Annotated in this window: 16 protein-coding genes and 1 pseudogene; 10 read left to right on the top strand and 7 right to left on the bottom strand. The window is 46.2% G+C overall.

Annotation, left to right across the window (positions count from 1 at the left end; all coding sequences use genetic code 11):
- Positions 1 to 22: 22 nt before the first annotated feature.
- The 6 genes and pseudogenes from ispD to ACBR23_RS00895 all read left to right on the top strand — a co-directional run bounded on the left by ispD (position 23) and on the right by ACBR23_RS00895 (position 3,576).
- Positions 23 to 718, top strand: coding sequence for a 2-C-methyl-D-erythritol 4-phosphate cytidylyltransferase (ispD, locus tag ACBR23_RS00920; RefSeq protein ID WP_341737467.1), 696 nt, complete (start codon positions 23 to 25; stop codon positions 716 to 718).
- A 17-nt stretch (positions 719 to 735) separates the two neighbouring features.
- Positions 736 to 807, top strand: coding sequence for a hypothetical protein (locus ACBR23_RS00915; RefSeq protein ID WP_371118597.1), 72 nt, complete (start codon positions 736 to 738; stop codon positions 805 to 807).
- 45 nt (positions 808 to 852) lie between these two features.
- Positions 853 to 1,503 carry a Uma2 family endonuclease gene (locus ACBR23_RS00910; protein WP_341737466.1) on the top strand — a complete coding sequence of 217 codons (651 nt, stop codon included), beginning with the start codon at positions 853 to 855 and terminating at the stop codon, positions 1,501 to 1,503.
- A 26-nt stretch (positions 1,504 to 1,529) separates the two neighbouring features.
- Positions 1,530 to 2,045, top strand: coding sequence for an EF-hand domain-containing protein (locus ACBR23_RS00905; protein ID WP_371121203.1), 516 nt, complete (start codon positions 1,530 to 1,532; stop codon positions 2,043 to 2,045).
- A 141-nt stretch (positions 2,046 to 2,186) separates the two neighbouring features.
- Positions 2,187 to 2,435 (top strand): annotated as a pseudogene (locus tag ACBR23_RS00900) (Uma2 family endonuclease); the annotation flags it as partial.
- A gap of 91 nt (positions 2,436 to 2,526) precedes the next feature.
- On the top strand, positions 2,527 to 3,576 hold the full coding sequence (locus ACBR23_RS00895; RefSeq protein WP_371114692.1) for an agenet domain-containing protein: 1,050 nt from the start codon (positions 2,527 to 2,529) through the stop codon (positions 3,574 to 3,576).
- A gap of 133 nt (positions 3,577 to 3,709) precedes the next feature.
- On the opposite strand, the gene ACBR23_RS00890 is transcribed toward ACBR23_RS00895, so the two are convergent.
- Positions 3,710 to 4,642, bottom strand: coding sequence for a LysR family transcriptional regulator (locus tag ACBR23_RS00890; protein WP_341737464.1), 933 nt, complete (start codon positions 4,640 to 4,642; stop codon positions 3,710 to 3,712).
- A 16-nt stretch (positions 4,643 to 4,658) separates the two neighbouring features.
- Between ACBR23_RS00890 and ACBR23_RS00885 the strand changes: the two genes are divergently transcribed.
- Both ACBR23_RS00885 and ACBR23_RS00880 read left to right on the top strand, forming a co-directional pair.
- A complete protein-coding gene (locus tag ACBR23_RS00885; protein WP_371114691.1) occupies positions 4,659 to 5,504 on the top strand; it encodes an energy-coupling factor ABC transporter ATP-binding protein in 846 nt (281 codons plus the stop codon).
- On the top strand, positions 5,492 to 5,719 hold the full coding sequence (locus ACBR23_RS00880; protein WP_371118601.1) for a hypothetical protein: 228 nt from the start codon (positions 5,492 to 5,494) through the stop codon (positions 5,717 to 5,719). The genes ACBR23_RS00885 and ACBR23_RS00880 overlap by 13 nt, the downstream gene beginning before the upstream one ends.
- 149 nt (positions 5,720 to 5,868) lie before the next feature.
- On the opposite strand, the gene ACBR23_RS00875 is transcribed toward ACBR23_RS00880, so the two are convergent.
- The 4 genes from ACBR23_RS00875 to ACBR23_RS00860 all read right to left on the bottom strand — a co-directional run bounded on the left by ACBR23_RS00875 (position 5,869) and on the right by ACBR23_RS00860 (position 9,515).
- Positions 5,869 to 6,162, bottom strand: a complete 294-nt coding sequence (locus tag ACBR23_RS00875; RefSeq protein ID WP_371114690.1) for a DUF1816 domain-containing protein — start codon at positions 6,160 to 6,162, stop codon at positions 5,869 to 5,871.
- A gap of 330 nt (positions 6,163 to 6,492) precedes the next feature.
- Positions 6,493 to 7,248, bottom strand: a complete 756-nt coding sequence (locus tag ACBR23_RS00870) for a DUF2993 domain-containing protein (RefSeq protein WP_371114689.1) — start codon at positions 7,246 to 7,248, stop codon at positions 6,493 to 6,495.
- Positions 7,249 to 7,403: 155 nt separating this feature from the next.
- Positions 7,404 to 7,994, bottom strand: coding sequence for a pentapeptide repeat-containing protein (locus ACBR23_RS00865; RefSeq protein ID WP_371114688.1), 591 nt, complete (start codon positions 7,992 to 7,994; stop codon positions 7,404 to 7,406).
- Between the two features lie 108 nt (positions 7,995 to 8,102).
- Entirely contained in the window at positions 8,103 to 9,515 is a 1,413-nt protein-coding gene (locus ACBR23_RS00860; protein WP_371118579.1) for an HD domain-containing phosphohydrolase, read from the bottom strand.
- A 274-nt stretch (positions 9,516 to 9,789) separates the two neighbouring features.
- Between ACBR23_RS00860 and ACBR23_RS00855 the strand changes: the two genes are divergently transcribed.
- Positions 9,790 to 9,939, top strand: a complete 150-nt coding sequence (locus ACBR23_RS00855; RefSeq protein ID WP_341737457.1) for a hypothetical protein — start codon at positions 9,790 to 9,792, stop codon at positions 9,937 to 9,939.
- Between the two features lie 279 nt (positions 9,940 to 10,218).
- Here ACBR23_RS00855 and psb35 read toward each other — a convergent pair whose 3' ends face one another.
- Entirely contained in the window at positions 10,219 to 10,413 is a 195-nt protein-coding gene (gene psb35 / locus ACBR23_RS00850; RefSeq protein ID WP_341737456.1) for a photosystem II assembly protein Psb35, read from the bottom strand.
- Between the two features lie 165 nt (positions 10,414 to 10,578).
- Here psb35 and ACBR23_RS00845 point away from each other — a divergent pair, with 165 nt between their 5' ends.
- Positions 10,579 to 13,833: a glycerol-3-phosphate acyltransferase gene (locus tag ACBR23_RS00845; RefSeq protein WP_371118580.1), complete on the top strand. Its 3,255-nt coding sequence runs from the start codon at positions 10,579 to 10,581 to the stop codon at positions 13,831 to 13,833.
- 113 nt (positions 13,834 to 13,946) lie between these two features.
- Here ACBR23_RS00845 and ACBR23_RS00840 read toward each other — a convergent pair whose 3' ends face one another.
- Positions 13,947 to 15,677, bottom strand: a complete 1,731-nt coding sequence (locus ACBR23_RS00840; protein WP_371118581.1) for a chemotaxis protein CheB — start codon at positions 15,675 to 15,677, stop codon at positions 13,947 to 13,949.
- Positions 15,678 to 16,031: the final 354 nt, after the last annotated feature.

Genomic DNA, 16,031 nt, shown 5'->3' with positions numbered 1-16,031 from the left:
TTGGGTTAAAAACGGTTAGTAAATGCACTTATTAATTCCTGCGGCGGGTTCGGGGCGACGGATGGGTAGTCAGCGGAACAAACTGCTGCTGACTTTGGTGGGAAAACCTTTGTTGAGTTGGACTTTGGCGGCGGCTGAGGCTTCGGGGCACATTACCTGGATTGGTATCATGGGCCAGCCTGATGATTTTCCCGATTTTGAAGCAATTTTGAGCGATTTATCTTTGACTAAGCCTGTGAAACTGATTCAAGGTGGTGCCACCAGGCAAGAGTCAGTTTACAACGGTTTGCAGGCTTTGCCTGCTGAGAGCGATCGAGTGTTGATTCACGATGGGGCCCGATGTTTGGCAACTGCTGAATTGTTCGATCGCTCCTCAGAGGCACTTTTGAGCTGTCCCGGCTTGATTGTTGCCATCCCGGTCAAGGATACGATTAAGGTGGTGGATGAGCATCGAATTGTGCGAGACACACCGGAAAGGAGCAATTTGTGGGCTGCCCAGACTCCCCAAGGATTTGAAGTGCAATTATTGAAAAAGTGTCATCAAGAAGGCCGAGAGAAAGGTTGGGAAGTTACTGATGATGCCGCTTTGTTTGAAAAATGCGGCTTACCAGTGCGAATTGTGGAGGGAGAAGAGACTAATTTGAAGGTGACAACTCCCGTTGATTTAGCACTAGCTGAATTTATTTTGCGACAGAGAACACTGACAGTTGACAGGTGACAGTTGGCAGTTGGTAGTTGGCAGTTATTACCAATTACCAATTACCAATTACCAATTACCAATTACCAATTACCAATTACCAAATCTAAAACCGATAGTGTTATCCTATAAATATCATAGCTGGAAATAAACATATGATTTCTGTTGTGCCGATCGCACCACCGTTAACCCTAGGCGAAAAGCGAGTGGTGTTTAGAGATATTAGTTGGGAGGGTTATCAACAACTGCTCAAGATTTTTGGCGATAGACGAGCGGCTAGATTGATATTCGATCGAGGGACTTTAGAAATTACCATGCCTTTAGAACAACACGAATTCTCCAGATGCTTAATCGAACGACTGATTATTATTTTGGCTGTAGAACTAAGTTTGAAGATTAAAACAATGGGTTCAACAACCTTAGATCGATCGGACCTAGAACGCGGTGCAGAACCAGACAATGCCTATTACATCCAAAATCAGCCCCTCGTAGCCGGTCGTACCGTAGATTTAGCCACAGATCCAGCACCCGATTTAGTAGTAGAAGTAGATATCACCCATACTGATATTAATAAACTAGCTCTCTATGCTAGTATGGGAGTACCGGAGTTTTGGAGATACAATGGTAGAGAATGGCGGATTTATCAGCTAGAAAACTCTGAGTATTTAGAAGTGTCTGTCAGCCCCACTTTTCCGATTCTCCCCAAAGAAAAGCTCTACGAATTTTTGGCAGCAGCGCAGTTAGATGAGGTAGAAGCAGAGGTGAATTTCCGCAACTGGGTGAGAGAGATGGTAAAATCTAAGTAGCGAATCTATTGCAAATTTGATGTTTCATAATTGTCAATTACCTGTTTAGGAACTGCCAAGATGCCCGTTCCACAAGAAAATTCAGTCGGGAGCATCCCGAATTTGCAAATATATCTGTAGGGGCGAAGCATGACCGCAGTAAATCTCTCGTTTCACTATTTCTCAATAAAAAGCTCGCTCGACGTTTTAAAGGATACGACTTTGATGGCAATGGCTACGTTGAGAAAACAGATTTCGAGCAGGCCGTTGCCAAGATGTGCGAGGCATTTGGTCATGGTCCTGATTCCGCAGCGCGACAGCGGTTATATGACCTCACCATGCAACTTTGGCAGCGTCTTGTCACCACTGCCGATGCCAATGCAGATGGTCGTATCAGCGAAGCCGAATACAAGAATGCATTTGCCAACAGTATGCTTGTAACCCCTGAAAACTTTGAGCAAGGCTATCGGCCGTTTTGCGAGGCGGTTCTGGACATCGTGGATGTCGATGGCGATGGTCGTCAAAGTCTAATCGCATTACACATGTTGCTGAGTTTCGGATGATGCCATCAAATCAACCGGAAATGGTGCAGCGAACAACCGCTCAACTCGATCTGGCCTGATTATTCAAATCGCGATCGCAACCAGGCTCTGCTTTATTCTTATTAATTGGAGAAGCAAACATTTGACAAACAAACGACTTTCACAGAAGCTTACGATCGCGGTGGCAAATTTAGAATGTATCGCCACAACCCTGTCTTACAAGATTATTTATTAGTCAGTTCCACCAGCATCGAAATGGATTTGTATCAGAAAACAGATAATGGCGAATGGGTCATCATTAACTATAAAGAAGGCGACACCATACAATTAAAAAGCATTAACCTTAGCTTTGCGATCGAACAAGTCTATCGTGGTCTAAACCTCACCCTAGAATCTGAATCAACTATCTAATCGGAGGTTTTTGCGGGTGCGGAGCGATCGCAAAAACGTCTTTACTCGTATAATTGGAGGTGCAAACATTTGACAAAACAAGGAAACCCTTATGGAATGGAACCCCGAAACAACCTGGGTTTTTGCAGTCGGTCTTCTGGAATGGGAGGATTCTGAAACCTTTTCCCCTTTTCCCGATGCGGTTGAAGGACGATTTGACGCACAGTTGGTAGATTTTTTTCGCGAAAGTGGGGTTCCAGATCAGCAAATTATCTATTTGCAAGACAAAGAGGCTACCTTAGAAACTATTCGGGAAAGTTTACCCGAATTTTTGTCTAATACGGATGAAGATCACCTGCTGATTTGGTATTTTACCGGACATGGTGGCTGGGATTCTGACACGGGCGAATATTACTTTTACAACTACGACGCGCAAGCTGACGATACGGAAACACATTGGGCAATTTCTTCGATCTTTGATGATATTGAGGAAAACTTTAATGGATCGAAAGCCTTACTTTTGGCGGATTGCTGTTATTCCGGCGGGTTGATTGATGAAGTGAAACTTCGAGATACTGAGATTTCCTATGCCTGTGTCACCTCTGCCTATGCCCACAACACTTCAACGGGAGAATGGACTTTTACGGCATCGTTATTAAAGGGATTGCAGGGCGATCCGGTGGTGGATTTAGATAAAGATGGGATGATTACGCTGTACGATTTTGCTCGCTATGCTGAGTTAGAAGTAGCATTTATCGAGGATCAAAAGTCGATGTTTATCACGACGAATCACTTCGATCCGCAAATGCAGTTATCGATTGTTGAAGGAGATAGCGATCCGCATTTTGGCAGGCGCGTAGAAGTCGAATACGAAGAAGAATGGTACAAAGCTAAAATCTTGGATAGGAATGAAGACGACGAGTTTTTAGTGTATTATATCGCCGATCGTACCGAAGAATGGGTGACGGGCGATCGCATTAGTCCCTACGAACCCGAAATGTATGAGATTGGTTCATCTGTGGAAGTGCTAAATGAGGACGAGGAGTGGTGTCCTGCGACGGTGAAAAAAGCTTGGTATGGCTTACACTATATCAGCTACGATGATTATGATGAAATTTGGGACGAGTGGGTTGGGGGCGATCGTATTCGAGAATTAGAGTAAATTACTCACCGACAATCAGGTGCGGTGATTCTTGATATTACCAGAAATCAGGAGACGGCAGTGCCGTATCCCTACAATACTAATAATTCTTGTGGAACAGGCATCTTGCCTGTTCGAAGCTGGCGTTGGTTTCTCATGAAGGGTTGATCGGAAACTCGCCCCCAATATCAACCTCTGCGGCACTTGTAACTAAATCCAAAAATGCAAACACAGCCGGAATTAACAACCCATCCCGCAACACAGCCACCCCAATTACCCTCTCAAAATCCTTTGGCAAACTGCAAACTTTTACCTTGGCTGGTATCGGTTCCGCCGCCAAACGTGGCAGAATTGCTGTACCCAAACCTTGCACCACCATACTGACAATAGTTGAATCTTCGCTGAGTTCGTAAGCGATATTTAAGGGAAACTCTGAAGTTGCCAAATACTTGCGAAGTGGTATCGAACAAGCCGTTTCCGGCGGCTGCAAAATCAGCGGATAAGCAGCTAATTCTTCCCAAGAAATCTTAGCATTTAGTAATTTGGCACTTGGTGGCAGTAATACAATATATTTATCTCGTAAAATTTCCCTTGTTTCAAATTCATTGGAGATGGGAAGAGAGACAAAGCCGATGTCTGCTTTGCCCGATCGCAAAGCCTCTTCCACAGCCTGGGTATAATAGACTTCGGTGATGCTGACGGCAATCTTGGGAAAGCGATCGCGAAATTTGGCTATAATACCAGGCAGGATATGAGTTGCGACACTCCGAAACGTAACTATCCGCACCTGGCCACCCTGCAAACCTTTTTCTAAATCCGCTTCTTTCAGCATCATTTCTAAGGCGCGGGCTATTTGATGTCCATGAATCAACACCCTTTCTCCCACAGGTGTCAGTTGAGCACCATGTCGCCCCCGATGAAATAGCTGCACTCCCAATTCGGTTTCTAAAGTGGCGATGGCGTGGCTGACTGCTGACTGGGAAAGTTCTAATTGCAAAGCTGCTTCGCTAAAGTTTGCACAGTCTGCTACTGCTATTAAAGCCTGAATTTGAGAGAGTTTCATCCGCCGCGTATTGATTTCTTTCATATAACCAATAACTGATATGTCTAAATGTATTCTGGAATTTCATGAGACTTTTTACTCCTACCCCTGTAGTTCGCGATCGGCAATTCATGGCTTAAACCTCAAAGTACCCGCCGGGAAACGTTGCGGGCTAATCGGTCAAAATGGGTGTGGCAAAACTACATTTTTTCTATTAGCAAATGGCTTGTATCAACCGCAGCGGGGAATCATTAGCTGGGAAGATGAACCCTTCCGCTACGATCGCAAATATTTGATGCAATTGCGCCAACAAATCGGGCTGGTATTTCAAAATCCTGAACATCAATTAGTTGCTTCGACGGTGGAAGAGGATATCTCCTATGGGTTGTACAATTTGGGTTTGCCCCAACCGGATATTGCTAGAATGGTTCAGGAGGCGATCGAGCAATTTGATTTAACTGAATTAGCTACTCAACCAATTCACAATCTCAGTTTAGGACAAAAAAAGCGCGTGTCGATCGCTGATATCATGGTTCTCAAACCCAAATTACTGCTATTAGATGAACCTACAGCCTATCTCGATCCACGCCATACGGGACAACTCATCGGTTTACTCCAAGAAATTCACGCCAGTGGTACTACAATTCTCTTAGCAAGTCACGATCTAGATTTTATTTATCGCTGGGCTGATTGGGTGTTTGTGATGGATGGGGGACAACTGATTTTAGAAGGAACACCGGAAAGCGTTTTTGCTCAACGGGAGGTTTTGGAAAAATTGCAGCTTGGTGTACCGCTGGCCATCGAGTTGATGGAGCAAATGAGGGCTATGGTTGAGAAAGATGATAGCTCACAAATGCACACTTTTGAGCAATGGCAACAACAAATTTTACAAAAGTGGCGACTTTAGTTATTGGTTTTTGGTTCTGGGTGATTGATTATTGGTTTCCGAAATTGATGTTAGGTGGGATTTTTATCACTCAAAAACCACTGTTTTATTCCCATAAACTAACACCCGGTTACGCAAGTGCGATCGCACGGCTCTGGCTAAAACTATCCGTTGTGACATACTCCCACGTCAAGCCGAGTACAGCTATGACGTGGGCATCTTTGCAGCCCTACTAAGGGTATACAAAATTTCCTTCTGGTACGCTTCATCCATAGTTCCTAGTCTATCTGGACAAGCAATCAGGAGAGTTGCTGTAGGAAGTGTCATACAAAGTCAAAGTCCTGTAGATTAGTGTGGCTCGCATTTTTGTCAACTCTCAAACAGATTAATCTGCTACTCTTTCGGAGACTTCACCTTCGCAAATGGTGAGTTGCGAAGGCTGACATCGTTTGATAATTATACTAAGTCTTTTTGCTCCTTCGCTTTCCAAGTCTTCGATATAGCCTGGAGTATGGATTAAGGCTTCTTTATCGCTGTCAAAGGGACCAAAATAGTAAGTGCAGCGGGGAAAATTGGTAATAATTTCTACCCACCATTTTTCTTGTCGTTGACTGTGGGTGGGCTGGGCAAGGAGAGACAAGACTACAACGCATATACAGAATAAATAAAATCCGAGCATTGTTCTTCTTCGGGTAGATTTATGTATTATTTAAATTTACCAAGGCAATTTAGGCGATCGAATCAACCTCTGTGCTGATTTTGAGTCAATTGAATCACGCACCCGCCCCACTTTGCGTGTAATCTCCAATCCGGTAGCATCTGAATTATTCATCCCTCTATTCTCTCCCTCTGTGTCCTCTGTGTTCTCTGCGGTTAAATTATTCCGATGCTACCAAAAACGATATAATCTCAAATCTAAAGCAAAACCCGCCTGTGCGGGTTGTTTGCTTGTTGAAAAATTCTCTTTTGCCAAAGCCGGTTACTAGGTACTAGCTCAGAAGGCTGAAGCTTAGGACTTACCTTTGGGGAAATGGTCAATCCCAGCCCAACCATAAAAAACCAGTTCGTTGTTTTGGACTCGACACCTGTCTACTCGCAGTTGAGTGCCTTCGAGAGCAAATTTGTCTAAATCTAGCAAGTTGTTGACGTGGGCAATTATCGCTTTGCCCAAGTTGACTGCTTGCTCGTCACCGCCGTAAGTAACGCTCACAAATTGGATTTTACGCCGTTCCTCTACTTGCAGTTGAGCAGTAATATCTATTTTGACAGGTTCGCCAGCATCGCCTACGGTAATTTCGGACTGAAGCCGAATCGATTTATCGGCACCGAAGCTGACTTCGGTGTTTTGAAAATGCAGAGACTGGTCTTGATAATTGAGCCGTTGCAGTTTTTCAACTACAAAAGGCGTATTGAATGAGGTGGTTAAGTCTGATTGGCTCAAAACTACTCGCATATTTGCCTGGGTAGGCTGTCGTAATTTAACTTGACCTGCAAAAATTGCCCCAAAATCAATGGAGAGTGCTTGCAAGTAGAGTTCCATTACTTCGATGCGAAGACCGTTGTACATTAACATTCCTTTGCCAATGAAGTCGAAACCGTCGATGCTTCCCTGCAAGAGTTTGGCTACAGGTTCGACTCGGATATTGGCTTGGGCCTGTTCCGAACGCTTGAATAAGGCCGCAATCGCAGCTCCTGCTACTTTGCTGACAAGGCGATCGCCACTTTGACCTTGAAAGGATGTACCGCTAAACAAAGCTGCTACCATTTATTCGTTTGCTCATCTACATTGGCTATTATAACCCCCTATTAAGAAATGTTAAAATAGCTTGTGCTTATGTACATTATAAGAATGAATTGTTTTTTGGATCTGTTTGGAAAATAAGACTTGGACTACGCCAAGGTGCAGAGCCTTCTTGAATGTTAAAGGCTCAGGGGGGTGCCTTGGAGACAAGCTCGATCGAGTAATGCTCCATCCCAGAGGGTGTGTTCGATCGCAGCACAGAGCAAATTAGCACCTGTGAGATTAGCGCCACGCATGACGGCTCCATTCAGGATAGCTTCTTCCAAGTCTGCACCGGACAAATCTGCGCCGGACAAATTGGCATGACTCAAATCTGCGTGGTGCAAAATTGCCCTCGCCAAATTCACAGCCCGCAAATCGGCACCACGAAAATCGACACCGCTCAAATCCAAATTCCCCATCGTCGCCCCAGCCAAAAAAGCTCCCCCAAAACTGGCGTCACCAACTTGAGCATTCCCAAAGTAGACTCCGCGCAAGTCAGCATTCCGAAAATCTGCTCCTCGCAAGTCAGCGCCGCTCAAGTCAGCGCCTCGCAGGTTGGCCCGCAAGATGGCGCGCTGCAAATTCGCACCAGCGAGATTAGCTCCACTCAAGTTAGCTTGAGACAAATCGGTATCGGCGAGCTCGGCTCCCGATAAGTCAGCGCCAGCTAAATTATAGCCGGACAGCAATTTAATTTTGCCTTGGCAAATGGCTTCTATGTTAGTCATTACTTATATGGTCATTGGTCATTGGTTATTGGTCATTGGCATCGCTGAGCCCTTCGACTACGCCAGCGGTGCCGCGTAGCGTCGAAGGGTCATTGGTTATTGGTCAATTTAAGATGCTGAAGTTACCGAGGGAGTGCGATCGCCCGCATCCTCCAACCAGACATTAGGTAGTTGACTAGGACGACTTGGTAATTCCATCAAACCCATTTCTGCCAACCTGACGACGTTGCCGAGAGTATCTACTAAGGCTGGATCGAAACGACTGCCACTAATTTCCCGGCACTTTTCCCAAGCTGCTGTCAAACCCAAGGCTGGACGATCGCCCCGCCCTTGAGTCCACTCTTGAAAACAGGCAACCAAGCCCAAAATCCGGGATGCGATCGGTATTTCTTCCCCTCGCAAACCGTCTGGCCTACCGCTACCGTCCCAGTGTTCCAGTTTATGCTTGACAATTTCGGCTACGGGTGATAGTTCCGGCATGGCTTGCAACAGTTGGGAACCGATGAAACTGCGATCGCGCCAAAATGTTAGAGTCTGTTGGTCAAAGCGATCGGGAGTTTGAGTAAACACCTCATTGGGGGCGGAAACTAACCCGACTCGAAACAGCAATCCCGCCAACCGCAACCGCCGCAACTGCAAAGCTGGCAAATCGAGAAGTTGACCCAAAGTTTCCGACAATGCCGCCACTTGCAAAGACGCGGTGGGATTTGCGGTATCGCGTTCATCCACGCGCTGGGCCATCCGCAGAAAAGCTTGAAGTTTATTGGCGTTCAAGTTGCGACTCACGCGCAGGGCTTGACCTTCCAATTCCCATAAGTCACGGGTTTGGCGGTTAATAGCCACCATTTGCTGCTGAGAACTTTGCAAGTAAGTCACGATCCGCGACACTACCCCGCTAATGTCTGCTAGGGGTGGGCCTACGGTGGTGAGGATTTCTCCGTAAAGTTGCAGCAGTTGGTCTGCCAAAGCCTTATCGTAATGTCGCGTTTGTTCTATAAAAATTTTTGCAGCCTCCGACACCAAAGATTGGTCAAAGGACCACAAGCCGTAGAATTTTCTTTCTATATCGATTTCTGGCTTACCTTGGGGCTGGTATTCTTGGTGTGAAAGTTCGCGACAAAGCACCATGGCTTTGTAGGTTGGGGCGAGGATAATTAAATTCCATTCCTGGATTATGGGGTCGATCGGATCGAGATTTATTAAAGATACATTTTCTAATTGACCGGTTTTGTGGTTGGCAAAACCGCTGTCGGCTACTGCACCGATGACAACCCGTCGAGAGGCCTTAGCAATATCAAAGTAGCGATCGGCTTCTTGCAAATACCATTTTCCCTGCTGGAATGTCACCAACACTAGGGGTTTGATTTCTAGTTCTCCCCCCCCACTGGTTTGCAAGATGTGGTCTTCTAGGGCGTGACACAGTGCTACTAAGGTATTTTTGAAATAAACGCCGTAGCTAGAAGGCAGTTTATTGTCGGGAAGTGTAGCTTGTAATCTGGCGAGAGTTGATTCTGGATTCATTACAAAAGGCGGTGCCGGCTTCTTAATTCATTGTAGCGGGCGATCGCACTTCTGGAAAATATCAAATTTTCGAGAGGGAAATTTGGGATTTTTCACCCCCAAATATAAGCTTTCCAACGCCCTGGCTGATAGTGGAGCCAGCTAGCGAGCGCAACTTTTTCTACAATCTGTGTCTTTTGCTGATGTGTTTTCCAGGGGAAACCTGTCTTGAGGAAGACTCCAGACAACTTAGCGATTATCTACTTTTTTTAAAACCATACTGGTAAATAAAACCGTGATTCAACCAGAGCGGAGTTTAGGGGAACAGGCGATCGACAAAGTAGTTGAAATTGCAATTTCTAGCCAATTTGACGAATCAGAAAGTTTGTCAGTCAACGTCCAAACCCAACCTATACAGAAGACGCAGATACCCGACTTATTTTAAAATAAGTCGGGTATCTTAACTTGGCTTAAGGAAAGTTCCGTTACCAAACTCAATCCTCTGCAAAAATAAGGTACGGATATAAATTAATATCAATCAAGGGGAGCGATCGTTCGAGTGGCGATCGCTCCCTTTATTGATATTTATTAAGCCCATTTTCCAAAAAACAGCATAGCCACAGCCCCGACTTCTGCAAGAAATCGGGGCTTTAAAGTGTGATATATATGCCAGGAGTAATTCCTATTGCTCTCCAAGCTTTTTCAGATCTAAAACAAGTTTGTGTTATCGACCTTGTGACTCAGAAACATCTGCTATCAAATCATCTTTATCAACTTTCGGCACAAAATCAGGTCGTTCTTTGGATTCCCAACCGGGGGGGCGCTTGGAGTTGTACCAAGCAATGGAGCCAATACTAACCGCAGCCACAAATCCAACACCAAGAACTGCGAGGGGAATCATTAGGTTGCTATCTACCATTTTGTGCAAATCCTTATTTACTCTACTTATTTAGTATCTTATCTGCTAAGCGCCCTAACTCAATGTATCTCAAGACAGAAAAAGTGTGGGAATTGAGATGGGAGAATTATTCCCACGGCTGAATCCGGGGCACCGGACTCCTTTGGTTTCGGTGATAATGTTGAGATGTTGGAAATTGGAGCTAATTTTATTATGCTGTTGTCGATCGCATTGTTATTAGTCGCCAGTTTCGCGATCGGTGCTTTACCACTAACGGGTTGGGCGGTGAGAGTCTTTGCGGGAAAAGATTTGAGGGTATTGGGTACCGGCAATATTGGCGTGTCAGCCGCTTTCATTCACGGCGGAAAGGTAGCGGGAATTGCTGCGGTGTTGGCGGAAATTGCCAGAGGTATGATACCAGTTTTGGCGGGGCGATTTTGGTTCCCCGATACACCTGCACTCGCACTCGCGCTGTTAATTCCTCTAGTTGCGGGCAGATATGCGATCGCCCGTGGAGGAGGAGTCACCAACGCTGTTTGGGGTATTTTCGCATTTTCCCCAGCGGTGGCTATCACAGCGGGCATTTTTGGGTTGCTGGTGTGGCGTTTGGCTGAGGTTGTGTGGGGTAAGGGCGATCGAGCGCGGCTGTTTGCTTCCCGTTGCGGATGTCTGTGCACCCCAATCTGGCTTTGGCTATGGCGACAAAATACCACAGAATTTTTAGCAGCGGCAGGATTAGCCTGTTTACTGTTCACAATTAGTCTGCGTCAGGGTGATGATATGGCCTTATCTAAATCGGAAAAATTGCTTTCTCTGGATAACTCATTAGATGCGAAAGTCTGTGGCGATAAAGCTGCGAAATTGTCTCTACTGAAACGAGCCAAATTTAATGTACCTCCGGGTTGGATATTATTGCAAGGCAATCCCAATCTAGCCCCAAGGGGGGAAAGTCAACCCCCCCCTACCCCCCCCAAGGGGGGAAGTCAACCCCCCCTTACCGCCTTGGGGGGAAGTCAACCCCCCCTTACCCTCTTGGGGGAAAGTCAACCCCCCCCTACCCCCCCCAAGGGGGGAAAGAAAGAGGGAAGAAAACGTGAGGAATTGTCAATTTCTGATGCTGTAATCCAACATCTCACATCCCAAATTCCCAATCAGATGATTGCGCGCTCTTCTGCTGTAGGAGAAGACGGCGATATTAGTTCCGCAGCCGGACAATATCAAACTATTGGCCCTGTTTCAACGGCAGCTCAATTGCGGGAGGCCATTAATTGTTGTCGCCAGTCTTATTGGACTTCCGAAGCAGTGGCTTACCGTCGCCAGCGACAATTGCCTGATACCCAAATGGCTGTTTTAATTCAGCCTTATATTGACGGCCAAGTTGCGGGAGTCATGTTCACCCGCAATCCTTTAGATGGTGGTTCTCAGGTAATTATTGAAGCTTTACCGGGAGGAGCAGAATCAGTTGTTGGCGGACAAATTACTCCGGTTCATTTGGAAATTGATTTTAGTACATCTGAGTCACTACAAGCAAGTTTTATTAAACTTGAAAATAATTCATTTATTGCTCATTCGATTGTAGCAGAATTGGTAAAACAAGCGCAAGCAATCGAAGAATTTTTTCATGGGATACCGCAGGATATTGAGTGGAGTTGGGATGGTGAGCAAATTTGGATTTTACAAAGTCGCCCGATTACTAATTTGCAGCCCTTCTGGACGCGAACTATTGCCGCTGAAGTGATTCCCGGTGCAATTCGTCCGCTAACTTGGTCGATTAATCGCCCGCTGACTTGTGGAGTTTGGGGAGAAATTTTTCAGGTGGTTTTGGGCGATCGCGCTGCTAATTTAAACTTTAATGAAACTGCGACTTTGCTGGGTTCTCACGCTTATTTTAATGCTACTTTGTTGGGCGAAATTTTTCGGATGATGGGATTACCGGAGCAGGGTTTGGAATTTTTGCTGAGAGGGCAAAAAATGGGCAAGCCACCTTTGGGGAAGATTTTGCCGTCTTTGCCCGGTTTGTGGCGTTTGGTGCAGCGAGAGAGGGCGCTCAATGGAAAATTTAAGAGCGATCGTACTGGTATTTTTCTACCTGCAATCCAAAAATTACAGAAGTCAGAAGTCAACCCCCCTCTACCCCAAGTCAACCCAGGGCTGTTTCATTCTCAGATAAATCATCGTTTTGTAGGGGTAGTGGATGGTGCGTGCCTACCCTCTTCGTCCACTGGTGAGATGGGGGCGGGCACGGGGGCACCGCCCCTACAAGAGAATGAAACAGCCCTGCCCCTACCCCCCCCAAGGGGGGAAAGAAGAGGGGACAATACCCAAGATTTAATGGGATTGTTGGAGAGAACCGAGCAAATTCAGGAGTGGCTAAAACCGATTACTTACTACAATATATTAGGTCCGATCGGCCTGGCAATTCGTAAAGCAATTTTTCGGGTTCCCGACGAATGGTTAGACAATGATAATGCACCGGAAATTGCATCGGTACGAGCTTTACAGCACTTAGCCCAAAAGTTGCGACAAGCTGCGATTTCGCAATCGGATGAAACGATTTCAACTGCAAAATTAGCCCAGATATTTGCTGAAAGTTCTGCTTTACAAGCGGAATTTGACCAGTGGCTTGATACTTACGGATATTTGAGCGAAGTGGGTACGGATATTGCTGTTGCTACTTGGCGCGAACAACCGGAAGCTTACCAGAAGTTGCTCCTAACTATGGCACAAAAATCGGTGGTAACTAATTTAGATGCCAAACAAAAATTAGGGTTGACTTTTTGGCAGAAATGGCGATTAGATAAATGTCAGGAAAGAGCGAGAGTCAAAAATGAAATTAGCCAAGTCTACGCCCGGTTGTTGGCTCATTTGCGCTGGACTTTTTTGGCCATAGAAGCTGGGGGCTTAGCCATGGGTGTATTTCAGGAAGCTGGGGATATCTTTTATTTGGAATTTGGGGAGATTCAGCAGTGGATACGCAGTGGCGATCGTGTTTCGTTTCAGGATACGATTAGCCAAAGGCGCGCACAGTTAAAAGTCGATCGCCTCCGCCCGATTCCTCCTGTAGTATACGGTAATCTACTGCCCAATTCTCAGGAAAAGACGAGAACACCAGCGACATCCACAACTAAAATCATCCAGGGAATTCCCGCAAGTATCGGCCGTGTCGAAGGCTTGGTCAAGATTTGTCGCACCGTGACTACAGATTTAGGAGAAAATGCGATCGTAGTAGTTCCTTACACCGATGCAGGTTGGGCTCCGCTGCTATTAGGAGCAACAGCAATTATATCTGAAGTTGGCGGCCAACTATCTCACGGAGCAATTATCGCTCGCGAGTATAAAATTCCCGCAGTCATGAATATTCCAGAAGCTACAACTCGCTTCCGAGACGGTCAAAAAGTGCGAGTAGACGGATATCTGGGCACTGTAGAATTGCTGGAATAAACGGAAAGAAAAATGTAAAAATTCATACATTCTGTAGGGGCGGGTTCCACCAACAATAATTGCCCAAAACAAACAATCTCGCAAACCCGCCCCCACCCCACAAAAAACCTTTCCTAAGCCTTTAAGAAATTTTGAACAACATAGTTGCCCACATTTCTGCCAGAACTTAAACCATCCACGTTAGCACTCATGAAATGGATGCCTCCGTAAAGGCGACTCATACCCGATTCATCCGCAGCTTCGGCAAAGTTGTCAAAAGTTCGCAAAGTGTTAACAGTTTTATCTCCCTTGTCCGCAAACCCAAAATCCGAACCAAATACAGAGTTCATGACAGGTTCTGCCGCACCGCTAAAGGTACTGTGACCCGACGTGTACTCAGGGAAGGGCGGAGTTACCAGCAGCGGAGTCCACTGGGGGTCGGCTATGGTGTTGGGGTTGTTGTCCGTATCAGCTTGGCGAATGGCTGTGACCGGCCGCCACAGCTTGTACTGGTACTTGGCATCCCAGGAACTAATAGCTGCATCGGCTTCGGCAATATTTAGCAGGGCGAACAAGCGGGCGGTATCTTCGAGGGAGTTACCCGTCAGGGCCGATGCGTCTTGGGCGATTTGGTTCCAGTGGCCAGGAGGGGTAAAAGTACCTGCACCGTTGGCCCAAAATTTAGCAATGACTGTCTGGTCCGGGGTCCGCGTGAGACTGTCAATTTTGCCGATTTCTTTGACATAGTTCACTTCCTCTGCGTACTGGGTACTGTCGAGGGCGGGAGGGCCGGCAGGACGGAATTGGGAACCGCTAGTCATCGCAAAGGGAGTCACATCTGGCCACTGTGGCAGCAAGGCGGAAGCCAAAGCGGGGGGCGTCGGCACCCAAGTTCCGGGGTCAGTGGTGGGGGTGTATGGCACTACTTTGGTTGCACCGTCTGTACTCCGCCAACTAATCATGTTGTCGGCAACCTTTTCTCCCAGGGCGATGCCGTCGTCTTTGGATTTGCCGTCGGGGATTTTGGCTAGAGACGATGCGTAGGCTTCATTGAATTTGACTGCTTGGGCTGGGTAAAGGCTGACTAACACGCGGTGGGCGGCCGCCGCCGTGGCTGCTTCTTCTGATGCGCCCGGTGGTGCATCTATTTGCACGCGGTAAGGGCTATATTTTTTACTGATGGAGTTAACAGCGTCGTAAATGGCTGCGTGAACCATTGCCATGTTGCGCGCAGCGAGGGGAGGTGCTGTGCTGGCTGTCCGCACCGCATCGAGGAGAGTGGTATTCCAGTCTGTGACAGCGTTTCCTAATATGTGAGTTGTGAAGTTGTTGGGGTTGATGGTGCTACTGTTGACTCCTGGTAATACTGCTAAATACTCTCCCGTAAGTTTGTCTTGGATTACGGTGCTGTTGCTGTTAGCACCCGCGCCTTGCTGGATGTTTAAATCTTCAAAGGTGAGGCCGTTTAGCAATCGAATTTTGTCATTCCCGTTGCCGAAATCGCTGATGTAGTCTGCTGTGGCTAAGGTTGTGCCTCCACTGCCTTTGGCAATGGCAAATATATCATCGCCCTCCCCACCGGTCATGGTATCGCCCTCTAGACCACCGTAAATGATATCGTTGCCGGAGTTACCAACAATTAGGTCGCGACCTTTGCCTCCCCAGAGGATATCATCGTCTGCACCGCCAAAAATGCTATCGTTTCCTTGGTCGCCACAGATTTTGTCTTTGCCTCCATCCCCTTCGAGAAAGTCGTCTCCACTATTGGCATAAATTATGTCGTTGCCATCCAAAGCACTAATTGTATCTGATTCGGATGTTCCTTCGAGATAGTCAAATTTTGGAGTTCCGGTGAGAGATGCCATTTTTTTTATTTTGTATTCTGGATTAAACAGCAAAGACTAATAATACTATCTATAATGATTAGGTCTGTTTGCTGCTGACTTAATCTTATTAAACTTTGTGCTTGGTTAGCAAATACCCCCACCGTAACTTAATTAAATCTTTAGTATTTAACGGGTTTTTATGAATTTTTTTCGATGTAAATATGCGTAAAAATACGGTTGTCAAAACTAATTTAAATACTGCATCTTTGTTAAATATTTACAATAAAACGGTTTTTTTAATGTTTAGATAAATACAGCGCGATCGATCTATCCCCGCCGTAGGGACAGGGCATTGCCCATTGGTGTCAACTTAACTTCTAACCCAGTCAGAGA

This window comes from Microcoleus sp. (genome assembly GCF_041354475.1).
Taxonomy (GTDB): Bacteria; Cyanobacteriota; Cyanobacteriia; order Cyanobacteriales; family Microcoleaceae; genus Microcoleus.
This window is presented reverse-complemented; position numbering and strand designations above follow the sequence as displayed.